The organism is Acinetobacter sp. YH01025, from assembly GCF_013420185.1.
GTDB lineage: Bacteria > Pseudomonadota > Gammaproteobacteria > Pseudomonadales > Moraxellaceae > Acinetobacter > Acinetobacter indicus.
In genome coordinates, this window is the sequence record NZ_VOYR01000003.1 from 319,791 (window position 1) to 340,025 (window position 20,235).

At 47.0% G+C, this 20,235-nt stretch carries 21 protein-coding genes and 2 tRNA genes; 11 read left to right on the forward strand and 12 right to left on the reverse strand.

Annotation, left to right across the window (positions count from 1 at the left end; all coding sequences use genetic code 11):
- Positions 1 to 133: 133 nt before the first annotated feature.
- The 4 genes from FTT89_RS05655 (at position 134) to FTT89_RS05670 (ending at position 3,298) form a co-directional block, all read left to right on the forward strand.
- Positions 134 to 622, forward strand: coding sequence for a DUF805 domain-containing protein (locus tag FTT89_RS05655; protein ID WP_016658424.1), 489 nt, complete (start codon positions 134 to 136; stop codon positions 620 to 622).
- A 74-nt stretch (positions 623 to 696) separates the two neighbouring features.
- The gene (locus FTT89_RS05660; RefSeq protein ID WP_016658423.1) at positions 697 to 1,365 is read left to right on the forward strand and encodes a 3'-5' exonuclease; all 669 of its coding nucleotides are present in this window, start codon (positions 697 to 699) and stop codon (positions 1,363 to 1,365) included.
- A gap of 178 nt (positions 1,366 to 1,543) precedes the next feature.
- Positions 1,544 to 2,275 (forward strand): 1-(5-phosphoribosyl)-5-[(5-phosphoribosylamino)methylideneamino]imidazole-4-carboxamide isomerase, encoded by a 732-nt coding sequence (gene hisA / locus FTT89_RS05665; RefSeq protein ID WP_005180591.1) that lies wholly within the window; start codon positions 1,544 to 1,546, stop codon positions 2,273 to 2,275.
- Between the two features lie 87 nt (positions 2,276 to 2,362).
- Entirely contained in the window at positions 2,363 to 3,298 is a 936-nt protein-coding gene (locus FTT89_RS05670; RefSeq protein WP_180172758.1) for a DMT family transporter, read from the forward strand.
- Positions 3,299 to 3,331: 33 nt separating this feature from the next.
- Here FTT89_RS05670 and FTT89_RS05675 read toward each other — a convergent pair whose 3' ends face one another.
- From FTT89_RS05675 to FTT89_RS05685, 3 genes are read right to left on the reverse strand one after another with little or no spacing between them, the layout of a single operon-like run.
- Complete coding sequence (locus FTT89_RS05675) at positions 3,332 to 3,724, reverse strand: membrane protein (protein WP_045795233.1); 393 nt, start codon at positions 3,722 to 3,724, stop codon at positions 3,332 to 3,334.
- Between the two features lie 32 nt (positions 3,725 to 3,756).
- Complete coding sequence (locus FTT89_RS05680; RefSeq protein WP_005180601.1) at positions 3,757 to 4,383, reverse strand: DUF1294 domain-containing protein; 627 nt, start codon at positions 4,381 to 4,383, stop codon at positions 3,757 to 3,759.
- A gap of 17 nt (positions 4,384 to 4,400) precedes the next feature.
- Positions 4,401 to 5,351, reverse strand: coding sequence for a homoserine kinase (locus FTT89_RS05685; RefSeq protein ID WP_005180603.1), 951 nt, complete (start codon positions 5,349 to 5,351; stop codon positions 4,401 to 4,403).
- A 110-nt stretch (positions 5,352 to 5,461) separates the two neighbouring features.
- Between FTT89_RS05685 and hisF the strand changes: the two genes are divergently transcribed.
- Positions 5,462 to 6,223, forward strand: coding sequence for an imidazole glycerol phosphate synthase subunit HisF (hisF, locus tag FTT89_RS05690; protein ID WP_303113667.1), 762 nt, complete (start codon positions 5,462 to 5,464; stop codon positions 6,221 to 6,223).
- A gap of 424 nt (positions 6,224 to 6,647) precedes the next feature.
- On the opposite strand, the gene FTT89_RS05695 is transcribed toward hisF, so the two are convergent.
- Complete coding sequence (locus tag FTT89_RS05695; RefSeq protein ID WP_104490373.1) at positions 6,648 to 7,280, reverse strand: hypothetical protein; 633 nt, start codon at positions 7,278 to 7,280, stop codon at positions 6,648 to 6,650.
- 110 nt (positions 7,281 to 7,390) lie between these two features.
- On the opposite strand from FTT89_RS05695, the gene FTT89_RS05700 reads away from it, so the two are divergent.
- Both FTT89_RS05700 and aqpZ read left to right on the forward strand, forming a co-directional pair.
- The gene (locus FTT89_RS05700; RefSeq protein WP_005180609.1) at positions 7,391 to 8,407 is read left to right on the forward strand and encodes an AraC family transcriptional regulator; all 1,017 of its coding nucleotides are present in this window, start codon (positions 7,391 to 7,393) and stop codon (positions 8,405 to 8,407) included.
- Positions 8,408 to 8,510: 103 nt separating this feature from the next.
- Entirely contained in the window at positions 8,511 to 9,197 is a 687-nt protein-coding gene (aqpZ, locus tag FTT89_RS05705; RefSeq protein ID WP_180172759.1) for an aquaporin Z, read from the forward strand.
- A 107-nt stretch (positions 9,198 to 9,304) separates the two neighbouring features.
- Here aqpZ and FTT89_RS05710 read toward each other — a convergent pair whose 3' ends face one another.
- Together FTT89_RS05710 and FTT89_RS05715 are read right to left on the reverse strand one after the other, a co-directional pair.
- A complete protein-coding gene (locus FTT89_RS05710) occupies positions 9,305 to 9,550 on the reverse strand; it encodes a hypothetical protein (RefSeq protein WP_005180612.1) in 246 nt (81 codons plus the stop codon).
- A gap of 70 nt (positions 9,551 to 9,620) precedes the next feature.
- The gene (locus FTT89_RS05715) at positions 9,621 to 10,703 is read right to left on the reverse strand and encodes a DNA/RNA non-specific endonuclease (protein ID WP_005180613.1); all 1,083 of its coding nucleotides are present in this window, start codon (positions 10,701 to 10,703) and stop codon (positions 9,621 to 9,623) included.
- A 264-nt stretch (positions 10,704 to 10,967) separates the two neighbouring features.
- Between FTT89_RS05715 and FTT89_RS05720 the strand changes: the two genes are divergently transcribed.
- Positions 10,968 to 11,615 (forward strand): hypothetical protein, encoded by a 648-nt coding sequence (locus tag FTT89_RS05720; RefSeq protein WP_160255422.1) that lies wholly within the window; start codon positions 10,968 to 10,970, stop codon positions 11,613 to 11,615.
- An 88-nt stretch (positions 11,616 to 11,703) separates the two neighbouring features.
- Here FTT89_RS05720 and FTT89_RS05725 read toward each other — a convergent pair whose 3' ends face one another.
- On the reverse strand, positions 11,704 to 13,584 hold the full coding sequence (locus FTT89_RS05725; RefSeq protein WP_104490119.1) for a potassium transporter Kup: 1,881 nt from the start codon (positions 13,582 to 13,584) through the stop codon (positions 11,704 to 11,706).
- Positions 13,585 to 13,705: 121 nt separating this feature from the next.
- Here FTT89_RS05725 and FTT89_RS05730 point away from each other — a divergent pair.
- From FTT89_RS05730 to FTT89_RS05740, 3 genes are all read left to right on the forward strand, one after another.
- Positions 13,706 to 13,795: transfer RNA gene (locus FTT89_RS05730), tRNA-Ser, on the forward strand.
- 772 nt (positions 13,796 to 14,567) lie between these two features.
- The gene (locus FTT89_RS05735) at positions 14,568 to 14,795 is read left to right on the forward strand and encodes a hypothetical protein (RefSeq protein ID WP_005180651.1); all 228 of its coding nucleotides are present in this window, start codon (positions 14,568 to 14,570) and stop codon (positions 14,793 to 14,795) included.
- A gap of 223 nt (positions 14,796 to 15,018) precedes the next feature.
- A tRNA-Thr gene (locus FTT89_RS05740) sits at positions 15,019 to 15,094 on the forward strand.
- A 39-nt stretch (positions 15,095 to 15,133) separates the two neighbouring features.
- On the opposite strand, the gene FTT89_RS05745 is transcribed toward FTT89_RS05740, so the two are convergent.
- From FTT89_RS05745 to FTT89_RS05765, 5 genes are all read right to left on the reverse strand, one after another.
- A complete protein-coding gene (locus FTT89_RS05745) occupies positions 15,134 to 15,976 on the reverse strand; it encodes a cyclopropane-fatty-acyl-phospholipid synthase family protein (protein ID WP_180172760.1) in 843 nt (280 codons plus the stop codon).
- A 3-nt stretch (positions 15,977 to 15,979) separates the two neighbouring features.
- Positions 15,980 to 17,278: an FAD-dependent oxidoreductase gene (locus tag FTT89_RS05750; RefSeq protein ID WP_034598019.1), complete on the reverse strand. Its 1,299-nt coding sequence runs from the start codon at positions 17,276 to 17,278 to the stop codon at positions 15,980 to 15,982.
- A 433-nt stretch (positions 17,279 to 17,711) separates the two neighbouring features.
- Positions 17,712 to 18,587: a pirin family protein gene (locus tag FTT89_RS05755; protein WP_180172761.1), complete on the reverse strand. Its 876-nt coding sequence runs from the start codon at positions 18,585 to 18,587 to the stop codon at positions 17,712 to 17,714.
- Between the two features lie 201 nt (positions 18,588 to 18,788).
- The gene (gene ahpC / locus FTT89_RS05760) at positions 18,789 to 19,352 is read right to left on the reverse strand and encodes an alkyl hydroperoxide reductase subunit C (protein WP_016658414.1); all 564 of its coding nucleotides are present in this window, start codon (positions 19,350 to 19,352) and stop codon (positions 18,789 to 18,791) included.
- Positions 19,353 to 20,068: 716 nt separating this feature from the next.
- Positions 20,069 to 20,235: integrase core domain-containing protein (locus FTT89_RS05765; RefSeq protein WP_180047395.1), on the reverse strand; the 167-nt coding region annotated here is incomplete at its 5' end.

A 20,235-nucleotide genomic window follows, 5' to 3' on the forward strand; every position in this document is an offset into this window, starting at 1 on the left:
AAGATGTATAAAGCCGGGTTCGTCCCGGCTTTGTTTTCACCTATTTTTTATTTCTTTCTTTTTTAAGCAATTTTTAGTAATATTTGACTGCTTTTTATACAACTCAATAAAAAATAAAACAGGTAATTCAAAAATGCATAGCACCACTCATACCCAACACATCACGACACAAGATTCGGCACTCAGCGCGGCGGGGCGTTTTGGACGTTTCTCCTATCTGGCCTGGAACTGCCTGATTGCACTGTTAATGATTCCGGTTTTTCTGGTTTTGACCCTGCTCTTTCCCGGGCTGATGAATATTGACCCTGCTGGCGGCATTCCGCTCACCCCGCTGGTGCTGGGCGCACTGATTTATCTGGGGGTGTTATATCTGATGTTTATTTTCACCATCCGCCGTCTGCATGACCGTAACCATACCGGCTGGCTGTCGTTACTGATGCTGGTTCCAGTGGCCAACCTGTTGCTGATGCTGTATCTGTTTTTCGCCCCGGGTGATCAACGTGTTAACAGCTATGGTCCACCACGTGCTACGGCTGGCTGGGAAGCGGCGCTGGCCTGGATTTATATTATTCTGTTGGTACTGCTATTTGCTTTTGCCATTTTTGGTGCAGTACTGGCCTAAAAGGTCCCGCTTGCTTAAAATAAGGCCTGACAATTCAGGCCTTATTTTTATCGCCAGCCCAAGGAAAAGATGGCATGAGCTTATCTTCAACATCACCCCATATGCCCTCTTCCAGCCAGCTGGAACAGCTGCCGCGCTTTCAAAGTCTGCCACCCTCTAAAATTCATCTGATTCAAACGCTGGCCGAATGTCAGCACTATGCGCATGAACTGAATATTGCAGCGGTACTCGGCTTTGATTCGGAATCCAAACCGATTTTTAAAAGTGGCGAAGTGTCGGATGGCCCGCACCTGATTCAGCTGGCCACACTAGATCGGGCCTATCTATTTCAGATGAATGAGGAAATCTGGAACTTTCTTAAGCCAATCTTCGCCAACCGTGACCAGATTAAAGTCGGCTTTGGCCTGAAAAATGATGCCCATCTGTTTCGCAAAAAAGGCGTAGAACTGAACAGTGTGCTGGAACTGTCCAAATGCTTTCACAGCTTTGGCTTTAAAAACCCGGTCGGATTAAAACATGCCATGGCGCTGCTGTTTCAGGTCTATTTTCCCAAAAGCAAACGGCTCAGCACCTCGAACTGGGCCAATCCGGTATTAAGCACAGCACAAATGGAATATGCCGCCGCCGATGCTTATGCCCCGGTACTGGTTTTTGAAGAATTGTTGCGTTTGGGCCTGTTGCCGAAACAGATTCCCAATACCTCGCTCAAACTCAGAATCCGGCCATCTAAAACCCCGCCCTAAACCGCTTTGAAGATCAAGCTGCACAGACAGCCGGATTTTCTTCATCGAACCTTTGTTGACCGCCTGACACAGCACAGGCTGTTTTTATTTTTGCATGCAAATATGGCATTTAGAAAATTTTCGTTTATTGCTAAGATGGGCGGCAAGAAATTTAACCGATGAAGCAAGGAGCGAAAGCATGCTGATCATCCCTGCAATTGACCTGAAAGATGGAAAATGTGTCCGTTTAAAACAAGGTCGTATGGAAGACGATACCGTATTTTCTGATGATCCGGTGGCCACTGCACAGCATTGGGTCAATGAAGGTGCGCGTCGCTTGCATCTGGTCGACTTAAATGGCGCTTTTGCAGGTACCCCAATCCATAAACCGGTGGTCGAGGCCATTGCCAAGGCACAGCCAGACCTGCCAATTCAGATTGGTGGCGGTATTCGCTCATTTGAAACCATTGAACACTACCTCGATGCAGGCGTATCTTTTGTGATTATTGGCACCAAAGCCGTTCAAGAGCCAGAATTTGTCGAACAAGCCTGCAAAAAATTCGCCGGGCATATCATTGTCGGCATTGATGCCATGAATGGCATGGTCGCGACCGATGGCTGGGCCAACGTGACTGAAGTGAAAGCCACCGATCTGGCCAAACGTTTTGCCGATGCCGGTGTCTCCAGCATTGTGTATACCGACATTGCCCGTGACGGCATGATGCAAGGCGTAAACGTCGAGCAGACTGTCAATCTGGCGCAATATTCAGGTTTACCAGTGATTGCTTCAGGCGGCGTGACCAATCTGGATGATGTCCGTAACTTAAAAGGCCAACCGGGCATTTTAGGGGCGATTACCGGTCGTGCCATTTATGAAGGCAGCCTGAATTTGCGTGAAGCGCAATTGCTGCTGGATGAGCAAGCCCTCTAAGTGCTGCTGTCAGAAAGAGGTCTTCGGGCCTCTTTTTTTATGCCCTCACCGGGTTGATGTCTTTTTTCGAATACTCGCTGATCTGCCATGTCTGATGCCCCTGTGAACCTTAAAACCACACTTAACAGCAAAGCGCCACAACTGGCCCTGATCATGATTACCATGCTCTGGGGCGGTACCTTTGTGGCAGTCAAGCTGGCGCTGAATTATGCCAGCCCGATGTTTTTTGTCGGCTGCCGTTTTGCCGCCGCTGCACTGGCAGTCGCACTGATTTCGCTGCCGCATTTACGCGCTGTGCAAGCCAAAGAACTCTGGGCCGGTGCATTAATTGGGGTCAGCCTGACTGTCGGTTATGGTACGCAAACCGTGGGGCTGCAGACCATCAGCAGTAGCGAATCAGCATTTTTAACCGCGTTATATGTGCCGCTGGTGCCGATCTTGCTGTGGCTGCTGTTCCGGAAACGGCTGCACATCATGATCTGGCTGGGCGCAAGCTGTGCCTTTATCGGGCTGGTTTTACTGACCGGCAATGGTTTGGGGCAGCTACAGCTGAGTTTTGGTCAGCTGATTACCCTGCTCGGCGCCATTGCGATTGCACTGGAAATTATCCTGATCAGCCATTTTGCCGGACGGGTTAATCTGCAACGGGTCACGGTGATTCAACTGCTGTTCGCCTCCCTGTTTGCCTTTCTTGCCATGCCACTGGTCGGTGAGCAGCAACTGCCGCAATTTTCCTGGATGTTGCTACTCTTGGCTGGCGGTTTGGGGCTGGCCAGTGCCTTGGTTCAGCTGGTGATGAACTGGGCGCAGCGCGCAGTCAGCCCGGCACAGGCGGCAATTATTTATGCCGGAGAACCGGTATGGGCTTCGCTGTTTGGCCGTCTGGCCGGCGAGCGTTTACCGTTTATGGCTTTGGTCGGTGGTTTTCTGGTGGTGCTGGGCGTGATCATCAGTGAATGGAAACCGAAATTTCTGCGTCAGAAACAGCAGCACACGCCATCAGCGAGCGATCTTCCGGACTAAATTTTAGGAAGATCGGTCTGATCATTTAAGCAATTAAGAATACATCGGCTCATTGTCATTCAGGCGCATAATACCGCGAATGGCCCGATAGACAATCCACAGCCAGGACAGACCAATCACCGCCAGACAGAAGGCCGAAGCACCAAAAATCACTTGAGCAAAGCGGGTCGGGTCTTCATCAATAAAGAAAATAAAAAAGAACGGCACAAAGGCCACAATATTCCAGAACAGATACCACCAGAAGCTGCGAATTTGCCAAGTAAAGTGACTTTCAAAAATTGAACCGCGTACCGCACCGCGTTTTACATAATTGATGATTAGCGCGACGATTGCCAGCAAGCCGGCACTAAAAATCGCCACGATATACAGAAGGTACAGAATAAAGGTCAGACTACGATTCGGGTCACGGTCAATGGAAGTATTCATATTGTTGTCCTGCACTCCCCGCCCCGCTATGCTCAGAGCGTCAACAGATTAAAAGGAGAAATAAACCATAAAATCAAAAGAATGTTTAAGCCGATTGTACAAAAATAAATTTTACGAAAAGGTTGTTTTTGTGTTTTATGTCGCATTTTTTCCTGTGCCAGCCAGGCCGCCGGCCAGCCCCCCAGAGCCGAAACCAGATGCAGGCTCTGTTCCGGAATCCGGCGGTGACCGAGTTGGGCCGCTTCCTTGTCTTGTGCATACAGCCAATAGCTGAGTGCATTCATCAGGCTGATCAATAACAGCAGCAGGCCGTGCAATAAACCGGTCAGGGTCAGTACCGCCAGCACGAGAATATAGGCCACACACAGGATTTGCATGGCCGGACGTTTGGCCGCAGGACGCTGCCGCGGCTTGCTCACCACATCAGCACGCGGCTTGACCTGCGAGGCTTTTAAATACACCACCTGCTGGGCCCGATAGCGGCCGCGTTCATCTAGAATGACCTGATAATCCAGTGCACAACCGACAATTGGGCGCGGCCCCGGACGGGCAAAATCCTTGATATGCAAAAATACGCGGTCTTTGTCCGGATCATTGGGCTGAATAAAGCCATAGCCCTTGTCATCAAACCATTCAATTAACCGGCCCTGATCGCGCATTTCCCTACCCTTTATGTTTAAGCTGTGACGAACTTTAAGCGTTCAATCAACATATTACGCATCTCGAGCGGATTTTTCTGCAAAATTGCGTCACCGCTGCGTCCTTGCAAAGCATTTTTTTGTGCCACCTGTAAACGCATCATCCAGAAACGGCCAGCAGCCATTGCCAGATACAGCTCCAGACAGGCTTTTTCATCTTCGGTTAAAGGACGAATGCGGTCATAGGCTTTTAAAAAGGCCATGGCTTTGTCTTCATTCAGGCTGACCTGCGGATACTCGGTACAGAAGTCATTTAAGGTAATGGCAATATCAAACAGCCATTCATCCTGATTCAGCTCATAAAAATCCAGAATGCCCTGCAGCTGATCGCCTTCAAACAGGGTATTGTCGCGGAATAAATCGGAATGGATAAACCCTTTTGGACGGTCCGGATAAATCGCGGTAAGCGCTTCATACAGTCCCAGCAATTTGCTGAGCAGGACTTTATCTGCCTCGCTCAAGCTGGGTTTAATTTCCTGGGATACCGCCAGCCAGTACGCATGATCGCGGACAAAAGCGCGTTTTAAAGGAAAATCTTTTAAGGCCACATGCATTTTGGCCTGTGCCACGGCAATGGCTTCCACCTGAGCGATGCTGGCCGGCATTGGATGCTCGCCGATTAAACGCGGCGCAATCTGGGCCGGTTTCTGTTTAATCGAGTGGATGGCCTTGCCAGCATAACTGAGCGGCACCGCCACAGCCAGACCTGCCTGACCCAAATGTTCCAGTACCGGCACCAGTTCACCGGCTGCCTGTTCATCCATGTCTTCAAACACGGTCAACACATAGTGTGTACCGTCCTGAGCCACCAAAAAGTAATTGGTATTTTGAATACCGCCTTGAATCGGAATCAGATCGACCACCTCAAGTCCATAAGGGGCTGCAAAATCCTGAACTTCCTTTAAAGTCAAAGGCGTATAAACCGACATAGAAAACCTGCGAAAAATCTTACATAAGTTTGATAGAATAGCGTGTCCATCTGCCAAGGTGTAGCGCTTGTGTGGGTGAGTTTCATAATCAGCTGAAATGACTGGAAAAAATTATGCTTGCTAAACGTATTATTCCTTGCCTAGACGTAGATAACGGCCGCGTGGTGAAAGGTGTGCAATTTCTGGATATTCGTGATGCAGGTGATCCGGTTGAAGTGGCGCGTCGTTATAACGAACAGGGCGCTGATGAAATCACCTTTTTAGATATTACCGCTACCCATCATGGCCGTGACACCACCTACCGTACCGTTGAGCGTATGGCAGAAACCGTGTTTGTTCCACTGACTGTGGGCGGCGGCGTGCGTAAGGTCGAAGATATCCGTTTATTACTGAATGCCGGTGCCGACAAGGTCAGCATTAACTCGGCTGCGGTGTTTAATCCGGAATTTGTGCAGGAAGCCTCACAACGTTTTGGCGCACAATGTATTGTGGTGGCGATTGATGCCAAAAAAACCGGCGACAACAAATGGGAAATTTTCACCCACGGTGGCCGCAAACCGACCGGGATTGATGCTATTGAATGGGCCGTGAAAATGGCTGATTACGGCGCGGGTGAACTGCTAATTACCTCTATGGATGCCGATGGTACCAAAGCCGGTTATGACCTGGCACTAATGCGAACCATTAATGACCACGTCAATATTCCAACCATTGCTTCTGGCGGTGTTGGCAATTTACAGCATCTGGCAGACGGAATTTTACAAGGCGGCGCCGATGCAGTTCTGGCGGCCTCAATTTTCCACTTTGGTCAGCACACCATTCCGGAAGCCAAGCAATACTTGGCGGCACAAGGTATTGAAATGCGCCTTTAAGCCCGCTGGCTCAAAAATTTCAGAACTGAAAAAGAGTGTAGTCATACACTCTTTTTTTATACGGCAAAGCAAAACAAATAAAAAATGAAGATAAAAAAAAGGAGTCCTGAAGACTCCCTATAAACCAAGAATTGCTACAGCGCTTGGCATTAAAACGTACATATTTCAACAGAATCACCTTCGATGTAGGCAGAAGTTCTGCCGCTATCTTCAGCTTCTTTACTATAGAAAACTTCCCTGAACAGATATTGACCATCAACGCCAATTTTATTGACAATTCACGACAACAGCTTACAAAGCAGTTGTTTTCAATCAGTTTTATTTGATCTCTATCACATAATTGATCCAGTATTATTGTTCCGCGAATATACTGACTTTGGGCCAATCAACGATGAATTTGCTCAGCAGATAAACAACCCTCTCATTAACTGGCTTTAGGCAGTGGCTCAAGATCTGGGGATGGCTTTTCATTCCGGTCGACCCATTTGGCCGGGAAGAATTTTTCCGCGCCGCGGTTTAACAGTGCTGACAGCGGCTGTGGCAAGGCAATCCCGAGCGGATTCTGCTCCTGCAAATCGGGTGAAGATATAACCCGGGTGCCCAGAATATAGTCAAACCAGGGCTTGGTCACACACCAATTGGCATCCTGATTGCTGTTCATATGATGGTCATAGTGCCAGGGAATTTTTGTTCTGGCCCACTCTGGCTCCAAATGGGCACGGCGGTGAATATAGTAATAATTCAGGGCGCTATACATGCTGCCGGCCAGCATGCCTTTGGAAATCGGGAAAAAGACCAGCCCAAACACACCCGCGGCGGCGGCCAGCGAAATAATCTCGTTTTTATTGCGCCAGTGCGACCAGCCAATCACATAGCTTTCATCATTAAACTGATTTTTCCGCACCTCACGATGATGCTCCCAATGCGAACGCATACTGCGTGGCACCGGACTGTGACGCGGCTGCCCCGGCCGATGGGTACCATGTAATACATATTTATGTGCCACCCATTCAAAGGCATTGGCCACCAATAAACCTGCAATAAATCCTTTTAACATGCTCCAGTCCTCCTGTGCTTTTCCTTCACTATAAGCGTCGGCACAGGCTAGATATTGACGGAAAAATTGAATATGATTGACAAATCACGACAAGAATAAAATGACAAGCTATGCAACGGATAAAGGATTATACCGGCTCGATTTATGGCGGCTTGGCCCAGTTGCTGTACGACTTTTATCAAGCACAACAGCTGCCGGTTCCAGAAAAATTACAGCAGGTTCAACATCAGGAACGTTTTGATTATATTCTCTGGCGCGACTTGCTGACCGAACTGGAACAGCAGCTACAGCGTCCGGCGTTGGGACTAGAAATTGCCGCGCTGGTGCAGCCCAAACATCTGGGCATTATTGCCTATATTGCCCTGTCCTGTGACAATCTGGGTGAAGCGTTGCAACGCTATCATGACTTTCACCGGCTGGTGTATGACGGCAGTCCGTTACAGGTGGAAGTGCAAGGCAATTATCTCTCCATTCGCTGGGCTGACCTGCCGCCGACCATGACCACGCAACTGACCAATGAAATTGCCATTGCGCTGATGGTGGAATTCCTGAAACATTTTATGGAATTTCAGGATATTTGCCTGCATGAAGTACATTTCCAGAATCCGGCGCCACGGCATGTGGCGCTGTATGAGCAGTATTTTCATTGCAAGGTACGTTTTTCCCAGGAAAAAACCCAGGTGCTGATGCCATTGCAGGAACTGTCGAAACCCTTTTATCAGGGGGATCAGACCTTACAGCATTTATTGCTTCAACAGGCCAAGGCTCTGCTGGAAAAACTGCCAAATTCCACCCAGATTGACCACCGTTTACAGCAGGCGATTCTGACCGGTTTACAACGCAATATGTACCAGATTGAACATATTGCCCAGCAGCTGAATTTGTCAGTACGGCAGTTACAACGGCATTTACAGCAGCAAGGCACCACCTATCAACAACGGATTCAGGAAGTACGCTGCTTACTGGCCGAACAATATTTAAAAGATCCACATTTAAGCCTACAGGAAATTGCCCTGCTGCTCGGCTATTCGGAACAGAGTGCCTTTCAGCGTGCCTTTAAACAATGGACCCAACACACTCCACAGCAATGGCGTCAGAACAACTTAATCAATCTTTCATCTTTTTAGTTTAATTTGAAGCGTATAAAAAAAGAGTATTTTACAAAAATAGTGTGATATATTTCACACTTTATAATTTTCATCACATAAATAAAATTCTGAAGACATGAAAATGAATAAATATTGTGCAGAATTTCTGGGGACCTTCTGGCTGGTATTCGGCGGCTGTGGTAGTGCCGTGCTGGCTGCAGCCTTCCCTGAACTAGGCATTGGCTTTGTTGGCGTATCGATTGCCTTTGGTTTAACCGTTTTAACCGCGGCCTATGCCCTGGGGCATATTTCAGGCGGTCACTTTAACCCGGCGGTGAGTCTGGGCTTATGGGCCGGCGGCCGTTTTGAAGCCAAAGAACTGCTCCCGTATATCGTTGCCCAGGTATTGGGTGCTGTCGTCGCGGCCTGGATTTTATACCTGATTGTCCAGGGTCAGGCCGGTTTTAGCGGCACCGGTGGTTTTGCCAGCAATGGTTTTGGTGAATTATCCCCGGGGCAATATTCACTCGTTTCAGCACTGATCATTGAAATTGTCTTAACCGCCTTTTTCCTGATTATTATTTTAGGCGCTACCGATCAGCGTGCGCCGGCCGGTTTTGCGCCAATTGCAATTGGTCTGGCCTTAACCCTGATTCACTTAATCAGTATTCCGGTCACCAACACCTCAGTCAACCCGGCCCGTAGTACCGGTGTAGCGTTCTTTGCAGAAACTGCAGCCTTAAGCCAGCTCTGGTTATTCTGGGTTGCACCAATGATTGGTGCGGTAATTGGCGCGGTGATTTATAAAGTGGTTGGCAAGAAGGACTAATCTTGCTGCACGTCCTACAAGCTCACTTCGGTGGGCTTTTTTATATTTTAAATGAACAGTTTATTAGTTAGAGCGTAAAAACCCTGTCCTCTAAGACAGGAAGAATGTCAAAGAAAAGGATTTTCGATTTCCCGTACTTCGGTACGCTGGACTTTTTCAGGCAGATTTGGCTCTTTTTCCAGAGCCGCAACCACCTCATTCAGCAGTGCCTGCAAGGCTTTAGCCGCAGCCAGACCCGCCTGGTCCTTGGTGAGCTGTAAATTGCCATAGACATTCACGCAGTCCAGATCATTCTCGACAGTCAGATCATGAATGGCATGAGATTCTGTCCCATGTTGAAACGGTTTAAACATACCCACCTCGGCCGTAATGCTGGTTGTTGTGGCAGGATCAATTGCTCATCCTGCCGTTTATATGTGCTGATCAGCTTTTATTCATTAACTGTAAGATATAGTGCAACAAGGCCTCAATCAACTGCTTAATGATGGCATCCTGAGTTTCAGCATCCAGGGTTGTACCACTGGCAGTGGCCGTGCTACCGCCAGATTTAAACTGACGCTGTAAGGCCTGTAGCTGCTCCGGGGCAACATCTTCAGCACACTGACTTTCTGCATCCCAATGCGAATATTCCAGTGGTTTATTGGCTTTTACTGCGTTGGCGGTCAGCGGCAATTTATAGGTATTGCGTTTTTGCTCTTCGGTCAGCTGCGGAAACAGGTTAATGCCTAACTGTTCTTCTAAATAACAGACGCTGACCACCTTGACCTGCAGGGAATTGTCATTCGGTGCGTAGTAGGCGCCAATTGCGCCGGTTTTAGGTAAGTAAATGGCTTTATACACCGAGGTCGGAACAATCACCCCATTACCAATCGCTTTCAGTTTTTTGCCACTAAAAGTCGGCCCGGTGATGACATACACATCCTGTTTATGCTTGGTCACCAGCGCACGGGTGGCTTCTTCCAGTTCACGCCAGACCTGCTGATTATTCTTCGGCGCTTGTGGCACCATATTGGCCAGCGAGAAGCTGTCGTATTGTGCCGCTTTATTGGACATATCGGCATTTGGCGCCATATGTCCGCGGTCATAGCCTGAACCGCGATAATCCGCTAAGGTCGCGCGGTGCTGCTCTCTCACCCGCTCTTCTTCATGAAAACTGTCTTCACGTGGAATTTTCTGGCTTAAACGCGCCGGGGTCAGACTTTCTGCCACCCACAGCGGAGTTTTGGACACGCCGGAATACATCACATTAAAACCATTAAAACACAGCGGATAACTGTCTTTGCGCAGGCTGTCTTTAATTAAATACGGCGGCACATCGCGGTAAAACTGTTCCAGACAGGCACTATTCGAAGTGCTTGGTGTCAAGGACATCCACTGGCTGATTTTTTCCTGTCCAAAGGCAATCGCAAAACTGCCAGCGGCCACCACACCTAAAACAACTTTTAAACTTCCTTGATGAAAAAAGGGAAAGAGAGGCGGATTTGTACTGCGCTTTTTTCTGGCCATTACACTGCTAAAAACTATAAGAATCACATATTGGCCGAGCTTAACAAGGGGTCTGCAGCTTGTATATGTTCTGGCTGTTGTTCGCTTAACAATTAGACAATAAACCGCTGTACAGGCGGTGACTGTGTAACAGTCTGTCAGAGTTTTAACACAGTTTATGATAAGTCTGGATGGCTTTCAGTGTGCTGCGTTGCGTCAGGCCAGTGTTATATGCCAAGGTAGTTCACGAAAAAATCGTGTGATAAAAATTTGATGGAGGAATCTATGTATTCCAAATTACTGGGTGCCGGCCTGATTACCGGTTTAATGAGTGCAACTGCCTTTGCCGAACCTCCCATTCAACCGGGTGATACCCTGGAAAGCTTATCGAAAGCCAAAGTGGTGACCACGGTTAATGGTCAGCCGGGTTCATTGCAGGATATCGTGGCCAGCGGTCAGGTGCGCATTGTCTCTGAAGCCAATCCGCAAGTGGTTCAGCCGATGCCGACCAATCCGCAGCTGGATGTGATTCCGGCAGATGCACCCGCCCAGGCGCCAGGCCATGATGCCCCGGCACAAGCGGTTGCACCCGATGCATCAGCGCTGACCTCACAACCGGTACCGGCTGGCCAGTCAACTGATCCGTTGGCCCAGGGCGCACAGCCTATTACTGAACCACCCGCAGCAGAGTTGACTGCACCTGCAGCGGAAGCCGCCCAAAATGCAGCGCCCATGATGGACTCCTCAGCTGAAGCGCCGGTGAATGGTATAGAAGCCGAAACCGATGTTACCCAGGAAGCCTTAGCCGCTGCACCAGAAGCAGCACCAATGGCAGACCCTGCTATTCAGGCCGCACCTGAAGCTGGCGCCGAGCAAATGCAAGCGCCTGTTCAAGCCTTACCTGAAGCCCCAAGCCTGAATGAAGCCAATTAAAGACCTGTTTTAGGCTTTTATCCTCCAAAAAAACCAGAGCTATGCTCTGGTTTTTTTATTGCAGTTGCGTTGAGACCACGCCGTTGCATCAGATCTGGATTTGACTGCCCAGCTCCACAACCCGGTTGGTCGGAATCTGGTAGAAGTCACTGACCGGACTGGTATTGCGCTGCATCGAAATAAACAGCTTTTCCCGCCACGGTGCCATGCCTTCGCCGACTGTGCTGATAATGCGTTCACGTGAAATAAAGAAGCTCATTTGCATCATGTCGAATTCAAAGCCCAATTCATCATAGGCCTGCTTTAACGCGCGCGGAATATTCGGCTGATCTTTAAAACCGTAATAGATAAAAATCCGGTAAAAACGTTCATCTAGCCGTTCAATCTGCACCCGCTCTTCTTGCGGCACATACGGAATATCGCGCGTCACCACCGTCACCATAATATTGCGCTCATGCAACACCTTATTGTGCTTGATGTTATGCAGCATCGCATGTGGCACGATATTCGGCGTACCAGTCAAGAATACCGCTTCGCCCGGCACAAATTTGGTGTCATTGCCCATGCTGATACTTTTAATAAACAGCTCAATCGGCAAGGCATCTTTTTCCAGATGATGAATCAGCAAGGCACGGCCATCTTTCCAGGTCATCAGGAGGGTAAATACAATGGCACCAATTAAAATTGGTACCCAGCCACCGGCGACAATTTTCAGTGAGGTTGAACCGACAAAAATCAGATCCAGAATTAAAAAAGGCAGTGCAAACAGCAGCACTTTCCACACCGGCCAGCGCCAGAAACCATAGGCCAGAATGGAAATTAAAATGGTGCCGCAGAGCATGGTCATGGTCACCGCTACGCCATAGGCACTGGCCAGATTGGCACTGTTTTCAAACAGCAGAATCAGAATCACCACCGATACAAACAGTACCCAGTTAATGAACGGCAGATAAATCTGGCCCTGTTCCACTTCTGAGGTATGTTTGACCGATAAACGCGGCAAATAACGCAGCTGAATAGCCTGATTGACCATCGAAAATACGCCAGTAATCACCGCCTGTGAGGCAATCACCGCCGCAGCCGTGGCCAGCGCAATCATCGGATACAGACCCCAGTCCGGCACCAGCAGATAGAAAGGATTGGTAATCGCATCCGGATCACGCAGCAACAAGGCACCCTGTCCAGCGTAATTCAATAACAGACATGGCAGCACAATCACAAACCAGGCCATCCGGATTGGCAAGCGGCCAAAATGGCCCATATCGGCATAAATCGCTTCACCACCGGTCATGGTCAGAATCACCGCGCCCATGGTTAAAAAGGCCACATAAGGCTGTTCCAGCACAAAGTTAATGGCCCAGTGCGGACTAACCATCGCCAGCACATACGGCGTCTGGATAATGCTCCACAGCCCTACCCCGCCAATCGACAGGAACCAGAGCAGGGTCAACGGCCCAAAGAAGGTGCCCATGATGCCAGTGCCATGACGCTGTACCAGAAACAGTCCAGCCAGAATCCCGATAGATAAGGGAATCAGCCACTGGTTAAACATCGGGGTGGCAATACTCAGCCCTTCAATCGCCGACAGCACCGAAATGGCCGGGGTAATAATCCCATCACCAAAAAACAGCGATGCACCAATAAAGCCCAGTGCAATCAGGTAGATTTTCTTCTGTTCAGAAATACGGGTGGTACGCAGGTTTAAGGCCAGCAGCGACATGATTCCGCCTTCACCGTTGTTGTCTGCGCGCATGATGATGGTGACGTATTTAAAGCTGATGGTCAGCATCATGCACCAGAAGATCAGCGATAAAATCCCCAGAACACTGCCTTCAGAAATGGCCAGATGTGCGGTCAGGAAACATTGACGCAAGGCATAGAGTGGACTCGTTCCAATGTCACCAAAAACTACGCCCAGTGCCGCGAGGGTAATCACAGGCAGGGCGGCTTTTTTTGCAGTACTTTGCATAGAATGTCTTCATGGATAGACCGTATTTTTGCGCATAATAGCACCAGCCCAAAAGTTTTTCCGCAAATCAATTGTTTCAGCTTGGCAGAGTGACTTTTTTTGGGTATTATCCACGGCCTATGGTGAGGTGTCCGAGTGGCTGAAGGAGCACGCCTGGAAAGTGTGTATACGTTGACGCGTATCGAGGGTTCGAATCCCTCTCTCACCGCCAGAATGTTTAAAAAGACTCAAATTGTAAAATTTGGGTCTTTTTTTATGCTTCGACTTTTCTGCTTTTTCAAAATTATTCAGTTCCAGACAGTGAAATTATCTGATTGTTTCTGGATTAGATTTTAAAATAACAACAGTACTTTTATTTTTTTGAATTTAAAAACTTGAGCCTGAATACATCCGCTAAGTTTTAAATTCATCGGCTTTTGAATTTAAATTTACAATTGAAAAAGCAGAGCCTCTATCGCATCTGCTTCCCTAAAATTTAAATGGATGGTCAAGTTTTTAACACAGATAAAACAGGAAACCTGAGATAGACTTTTTCTATTAAATTCAAAACTATATTGATAAATTCATTGACTTGAAGCGCTTATTTTTTCAGCACCATCTCTAGCTTTGCTGAAAATAGCATCAATTTTTCTGACTTCCCGTTCATCTCTTGGGTTGTTAAGCATGATCTTCGGGTTATGCCATCCTGCCGCATATATGTGAAAGTTACAGCCTGCCACAGTTCCAACCTGTTTTTAAACCACAGATGTCAACAAAAAGTCATCATCTCATGCTACAACAATAAAAAGTGGCATAGAATTCGCAAGCTTTACAGCAGCAAACATTGTGCTATGTTAAACACAGACCTAAACAGAACAAGGAGAACAATAGGCAAAATAAACAACTGTTTAAAACTATTTAACTTAAAAAATATTCTTCATTTAATCGTGCCAAAAAAGATGTTTAAAGCCAATCAGTCAAAAAACTGCTATTCGGGAGCGAGCATGAATAACAGCGCAAATTATGTCAAACAAATTAAAAATGCCAAACGTGGTGGTTATACCCCCACCATCGCCAAAGACCTCAACCGACATAAAATTCAAAAAGCCCTTAAACTTATTGAGCAGTGGAGATCTCTCGCCAACGAACTCAAACCACAAATGCAACTCGATATGGCTTTTACCCTTGAAGAATGTGCACAAGATTTAGACCGTATTTTAAGGAGCAAGTAGCACGTCTCTGCGGCACTTAACCCCCCTTTATTTTAAATTCAAAACAATAGCTCGCCCTGAACGTGAGCTATTGTTGTCTTGAGCAGAAACTTGCCTCTTCCACGATGTTTAAGCGCGAAAACAAGAGCTGGATAAAAATAAAACAGCGCCTGTCGCCTACTTTTAATTGCTTATTTTTTCGCTTGCGCCCGAATTAAAAATCTGTAAAATGCAACTCCACAATGCCGGCATAGCTCAGTTGGTAGAGCAACTGACTTGTAATCAGTAGGTCCACAGTTCGAATCCGTGTGCCGGCACCATTTTCTTAGGCTCGCTATTTTAGTGGGCCTTTGTTGTTTTTATGACGCTATTTTTTCTGCTTTATTGCGTGCGGTTACTTGCACATATCTCACCCAGCCATCTTTATATAAACGTCGGCACAGCTTTGCGGTCATGGCAATCTTGATCCGGTCCAGACCTGGACTGTGCTGCAGCCAGTGCAGCTGCTGGATATATTCGGCAAATCCGTTTAACACTGGTGCAGATAAATCTTCAATCTGAATCTGGGTAAAACCGCGTTCCTGCAAACACTGCTCCAGTTGTACTACGGTTTTCAGTTCCGGCAACGACACATCCGCCGCCTTTAATAAAGCACGATAAGCGTGCTGTTGTAAGGTATTTGAATTTAAAAACTGCGGTGACAATATCAGGGTATGGAAACCCAGACGGCCTTTTGAATTTAAAACCGGTTGCACGGCATCCAGAAATGAATTCAAAGCATGATGATAGGCCGCATCAATACACAGCACCACATCAAACGGTGCCAGAGGCATGAGATTTTTTAAATTTAAAAAAGACTGCGCATAAATGGGCAGTGCTGGCCAGCGCGCTTGAATCTGCTCGACACAGGTCGTTTGCAGTTCAACAGCAGTGATATTTGAAAGTTGATAATGCTGTTGCCAGTGCAACAGGCTGGCGCCCTGTCCACAGCCTAAATCGAGCAGACGATCTGTGGATTGCAACTGAACGGCTTCGGCCAAATGATCGGCCATCTGCTGGCACGCCGCCGGATAGTCCTGTGCAGATGAGTGCCAATAGCCCAGATTGCTCCAGGGCAACTCGGCAGGATCTCCCAAAAGCGCTGCATTGATTGCATATTTATGGGAAGGAGCCTGTCGAAAAATTGCCTGAAGCCAGCGCATAGATTAGTAGCCGAGTTGGGGAGCAACCTCTACTTTAGGTTTTAAGCCCACAAACGGCAACGGTGCACCAAAAATTTCTGCAATATGCATGGCTGAAGTCACGGCTGATTCTAAAATTGGCAAGCCGTCACATGACCATGAACCACAGAAGAACACCTTGCGATCAGCCACTTTATGACGCTGTTGCAATTCTTTGTTCAATGCCACGGTTTTTGAATCCACCACCGCACGGGTCAGGGTGACAGAAGAAATAACTTTCTTCGGATCAATAGGCGTGACCGGACGCCAGGTCTGGAACACCGGCGTTTTACCGACCAGCGATGGCTCAATCGAGTTTAGCCAGACAGTAAATTGCTGACGGGTAAACTTGCGGTCCATCATATAGCTCAGTACCGACCAGTCTTTGCGTTTTGGCGGCATCACTGTGCTATCGGTATGAATCACCAGTTCGCCCTGTTCAAACTTGAACTGCTTTAACAAGGCAATATCTTCGGCAAACTGTTCACGATCGAGGAAGTTCTCGATATTGGTGGTTGGGGTGGCCACCACCACACGGTCAAATACCGCAGTTTCGCCTTCGGCATTTTTAACATAGACCTGATCATCTTGCTGGCTAATATGGGTGATGGGTGAACCACTCTTGATATGAATACCTTCAATCAGCTTATTCACCAGCGCCGGAGTGCCACCCTGAATACGCAACAGCGCATCACCATCGGTCAATTGACGCAAGAAGGTCAACAGCGGCTTCGCTGGCCATTCGCCAATGGTTTTCGGGTTACAGGTACAGATGGTGTACAACACCGGCATTACCGCGCCATGCCAGAACACTTCTTCAATTTCATTCTGGTTGATGAACTCAGCCAGGGTAATGTCCTGATTCTTCGACCGGAAGAATTTGGCAATTGCCGTTTTTAACTGCAACATGCCTTTAACCAGACGCCAGCCGTATTGCTGCAAGCCTTTACGGTTATTGATAATCGGGAAATTCCCGATACGCGTACGCGAGGTGGTTAACCAGGTTTCGGTCCGGTCTTCAAATAACCAGCTACAGGCCATATAGGTCCGTACCGGGAAGGTCGGAATACCCAGATAGGTGGCTAAACTGAGTGTGTTTTTCCACAAATGCGGATTCATGACCCGCAGCGGTGCGTCAATTAAACCGCCTTCAAACTCAGTACTGTGGCTGTCCATTCCACGTCCAGGCAGAGCTTCAAAAATTGTAATGTTATGCCCTGCATCTTTAAGAATTCTTGCGGTAGCTAGCCCAGCCATGCCACTACCGATGACTGCAATATCCAAAACGTCTTATCCGTTAATGAAAACATTGACCGAAATTATGAACCATGCCTTGCCAAAATGAGCTATTAAAAACTACCAGATTCACCCTTTTTACAAAGTGTAATAAAGTTCTAAAATGCCACTTCTGTTACATTTTTTAACGTATTTTCAAGCCCCGTGTAAATATAAGAAATACCTGAAATTTTATTTATTAATTTTTAAAAATCATTTAAAAACAATAGGTATAAATTAACCAGTTTTAGAATAGTTGTTTTACAAAGTGCGTGCTTTCCGCTAGTATACGCTCCACACAAGAATGACAACCACATCACATAAAATCATTACAGATAATGATACAAATGAGATAAAACAAGAAACTTAACAGCGCAATAACAAGAAAGCCTTTGATTTTTATCAGAGGCTTTTTTCTTTTCGCAGCAGGATCGCTGAATGCTTAGCTTTGCAGCGGAATTTGGCCAAACTTACCAGAATGAAAGTCCTCAAAGGCCTGAATAATTTCCTGTTTGCTGTTCATCACAAAAGGACCATGGCCTTGAATTGGCTCATTTAATGGCTCACCGGTCAGAATTAAAAACTGTGTTTCCTGCTGCGCCTGCAACTGAATGGTCGGCTCGGCATCGCGGGCAAACATCACGATAGAACTGTCCTGCACCTGTTGATTGCCATTCACCAGCAGCTCGCCTTTTAGCACCACCAGCAGGACATTGTGAGTCACCGGGACATGCACAAAGGTTTGTGCATCTTTGTGCAAGCTGCCATCCCAGACATTGACCGGGCTAAAGGTCTGTGCCGGCCCGGTGTGACCTAAATAGTTCCCGGCAATCACCCGGAGGTGCCCGGCGGCATCGTCCAGTTCAATTCGGGGAATATCGGCAGCGGCAATGGCCTGATAACGCGGCGTGGTCATTTTGTCTTTGGCTGGCAAATTGACCCAGAGCTGGACCATTTCAAACAGTCCACCGGCTTCGGCAAAATCGGCAGAATGAAATTCTTCATGCACCACGCCGGCACCGGCTGTCATCCACTGCACATCACCCGTCTGAATGGTGCCCCCGCCACCGGCCGAATCTTGATGGGTGACGGCGCCCTGATAGGCCAGAGTCACGGTTTCAAAGCCACGATGCGGATGTGAACCCACACCACGCTGCGCTGTCGTTGCCTCAAACGGATAAGGCGCAGCATAGTCGAGCATTAAAAACGGGCTGATGGCCTGACCTAAACGGTCATAAGCAAACAGGTTCTGTACCGGAAAACCATCACCGACCCAGTGCATGTTTTTGTTTCGATATAAACCAATTATTTTTTTCATACTGTCCTGCGCCTGCAAGGAGAATTGATCGTTTCATGTTAAGCCTTTGCGGTGCGGCCAGCTAGCGCAAATCTGGCATACTGCATTGCAAGAATAGAATCATCCAGGCGCATCCGGATGCTGCTTGGTTTCTCTTTCAACAGACAAAAAAAATCCAGAACCGGAGTTCTGGATTTTCATCAGAAGATAAATGCAACTGGATTAGATTTTACCGACCAGGTCGATTGAGGGTGCAAGCGTTGCTTCACCTTCTTTCCATTTTGCCGGGCAAACTTCACCTGGGTGTGCATGGACATATTGCGCTGCTTTGACTTTACGTAGCAGTTCCTGGGCATCACGGCCAATACCGCCAGCGTTAATTTCAACAATCTGGATGGTACCTTCCGGATCAATCACGAAAGTACCACGGTCAGCCAGACCTTCAGCCTCAATTAACACTTCAAAGTTTTTTGCCAGAGTCCAGGTTGGATCGCCAATCAGCGGATACTGGATTTTACCAATCACGTCTGAAGTATCGTGCCAGGCTTTATGGGTGAAGTGGGTATCAGTGGATACGCCATAAATTTCAACGCCCATTTTCTGGAATTCAGCATAATGATCAGCCAGATCGCCTAATTCGGTTGGACAGACAAAGGTAAAGTCTGCAGGATAGAAAAACACCACCGACCATTTACCCATCATGTCCTGCTCAGACACTTCAATGAATTGACCATTCTGGTAAGCAGTAGCGTTAAAGGCTTTCACTTGGGTATTGATTAAACTCATTCTGTATTCCTCAGTGCGTTGTGGGGATTGCTTATCTTGTGAAACTAGAATACAAAACTGAGATAAATCGGTAAAACAGTACTTTTTTATAAAAATAATCGGAAATATAGATTTAAATATTCTATCTCCATTGAAGTTTTTATCGTTTTCTTCAATTGATCGATCCTACTTTTCACACAGCCAATAAAAAACCCTTTGTCAAAACAAAGGGTTTTTATTTATTTTCTGCTTTAGATGATGGCCTTAAAAAGCATATACATACCAAATTATAATTAATATATATATTTCAAAAACTTAATGAATTATGTATTGTATTTTGTAAAAATTCAATAAAAAATACTTAAAAATTTACACTTTTTATCTCACTGAAATTTAGTGTTAATTCGGAAGCTATGAAAAATAAATATACTAAACTGGAACATAAGCCTGAGCTAAACGCTTTTCTGTAGATGCTTGTGTTGTGTAAAAACGCTCTTAGATGGCATATACAAAATTCTTTAAGGACTCTTCGTCTGTAATCGTGTATTTACCATTTGCATCCATAGGTAAGCCCAAGGTTTGGATATAGCTATGTAAGTTTTTTTTAACTTGAGGGCTATACGCATTGTAAGTATCTAATGCTTTAGCAATATTCTTACGATTTGGAATGCCTACTTTATCTACAGTATATGAGGGGTGGTAATCCTCCCATAAATAACCGAAGTTAAAAGTAGAGGTTAAGCAGCCATTAGAGGTGGCCTTCCTTTGTTTGCTTGGTGTGGTCTTTCATGGTTGTAATGCCACAACCAGTTTGTTGCATAATCTTGTACTTCATCCAAAGTATCAAATAAATGCTTGCTCAGCCAACTATAACGTATGGTCCGATTATAGCGTTCAATATACG

Bases quoted from the DNA above. Each gene is read 5' to 3' on its own strand.
- FTT89_RS05655 (WP_016658424.1), top strand. From the start codon at position 134: ATGCATAGCACCACTCATACCCAACACATCACGACACAAGATTCGGCA.
- FTT89_RS05660 (WP_016658423.1), top strand. From the start codon at position 697: ATGAGCTTATCTTCAACATCACCCCATATGCCCTCTTCCAGCCAGCTG.
- hisA (WP_005180591.1), top strand. From the start codon at position 1,544: ATGCTGATCATCCCTGCAATTGACCTGAAAGATGGAAAATGTGTCCGT.
- FTT89_RS05670 (WP_180172758.1), top strand. From the start codon at position 2,363: ATGTCTGATGCCCCTGTGAACCTTAAAACCACACTTAACAGCAAAGCG.
- FTT89_RS05675 (WP_045795233.1), bottom strand. From the start codon at position 3,724: ATGAATACTTCCATTGACCGTGACCCGAATCGTAGTCTGACCTTTATT.
- FTT89_RS05680 (WP_005180601.1), bottom strand. From the start codon at position 4,383: ATGCGCGATCAGGGCCGGTTAATTGAATGGTTTGATGACAAGGGCTAT.
- FTT89_RS05685 (WP_005180603.1), bottom strand. From the start codon at position 5,351: ATGTCGGTTTATACGCCTTTGACTTTAAAGGAAGTTCAGGATTTTGCA.
- FTT89_RS05695 (WP_104490373.1), bottom strand. From the start codon at position 7,280: ATGTTAAAAGGATTTATTGCAGGTTTATTGGTGGCCAATGCCTTTGAA.
- FTT89_RS05700 (WP_005180609.1), top strand. From the start codon at position 7,391: ATGCAACGGATAAAGGATTATACCGGCTCGATTTATGGCGGCTTGGCC.
- aqpZ (WP_180172759.1), top strand. From the start codon at position 8,511: ATGAATAAATATTGTGCAGAATTTCTGGGGACCTTCTGGCTGGTATTC.
- FTT89_RS05710 (WP_005180612.1), bottom strand. From the start codon at position 9,550: ATGTTTAAACCGTTTCAACATGGGACAGAATCTCATGCCATTCATGAT.
- FTT89_RS05715 (WP_005180613.1), bottom strand. From the start codon at position 10,703: ATGGCCAGAAAAAAGCGCAGTACAAATCCGCCTCTCTTTCCCTTTTTT.
- FTT89_RS05720 (WP_160255422.1), top strand. From the start codon at position 10,968: ATGTATTCCAAATTACTGGGTGCCGGCCTGATTACCGGTTTAATGAGT.
- FTT89_RS05725 (WP_104490119.1), bottom strand. From the start codon at position 13,584: ATGCAAAGTACTGCAAAAAAAGCCGCCCTGCCTGTGATTACCCTCGCG.
- FTT89_RS05735 (WP_005180651.1), top strand. From the start codon at position 14,568: ATGAATAACAGCGCAAATTATGTCAAACAAATTAAAAATGCCAAACGT.
- FTT89_RS05745 (WP_180172760.1), bottom strand. From the start codon at position 15,976: ATGCGCTGGCTTCAGGCAATTTTTCGACAGGCTCCTTCCCATAAATAT.
- FTT89_RS05755 (WP_180172761.1), bottom strand. From the start codon at position 18,587: ATGAAAAAAATAATTGGTTTATATCGAAACAAAAACATGCACTGGGTC.
- ahpC (WP_016658414.1), bottom strand. From the start codon at position 19,352: ATGAGTTTAATCAATACCCAAGTGAAAGCCTTTAACGCTACTGCTTAC.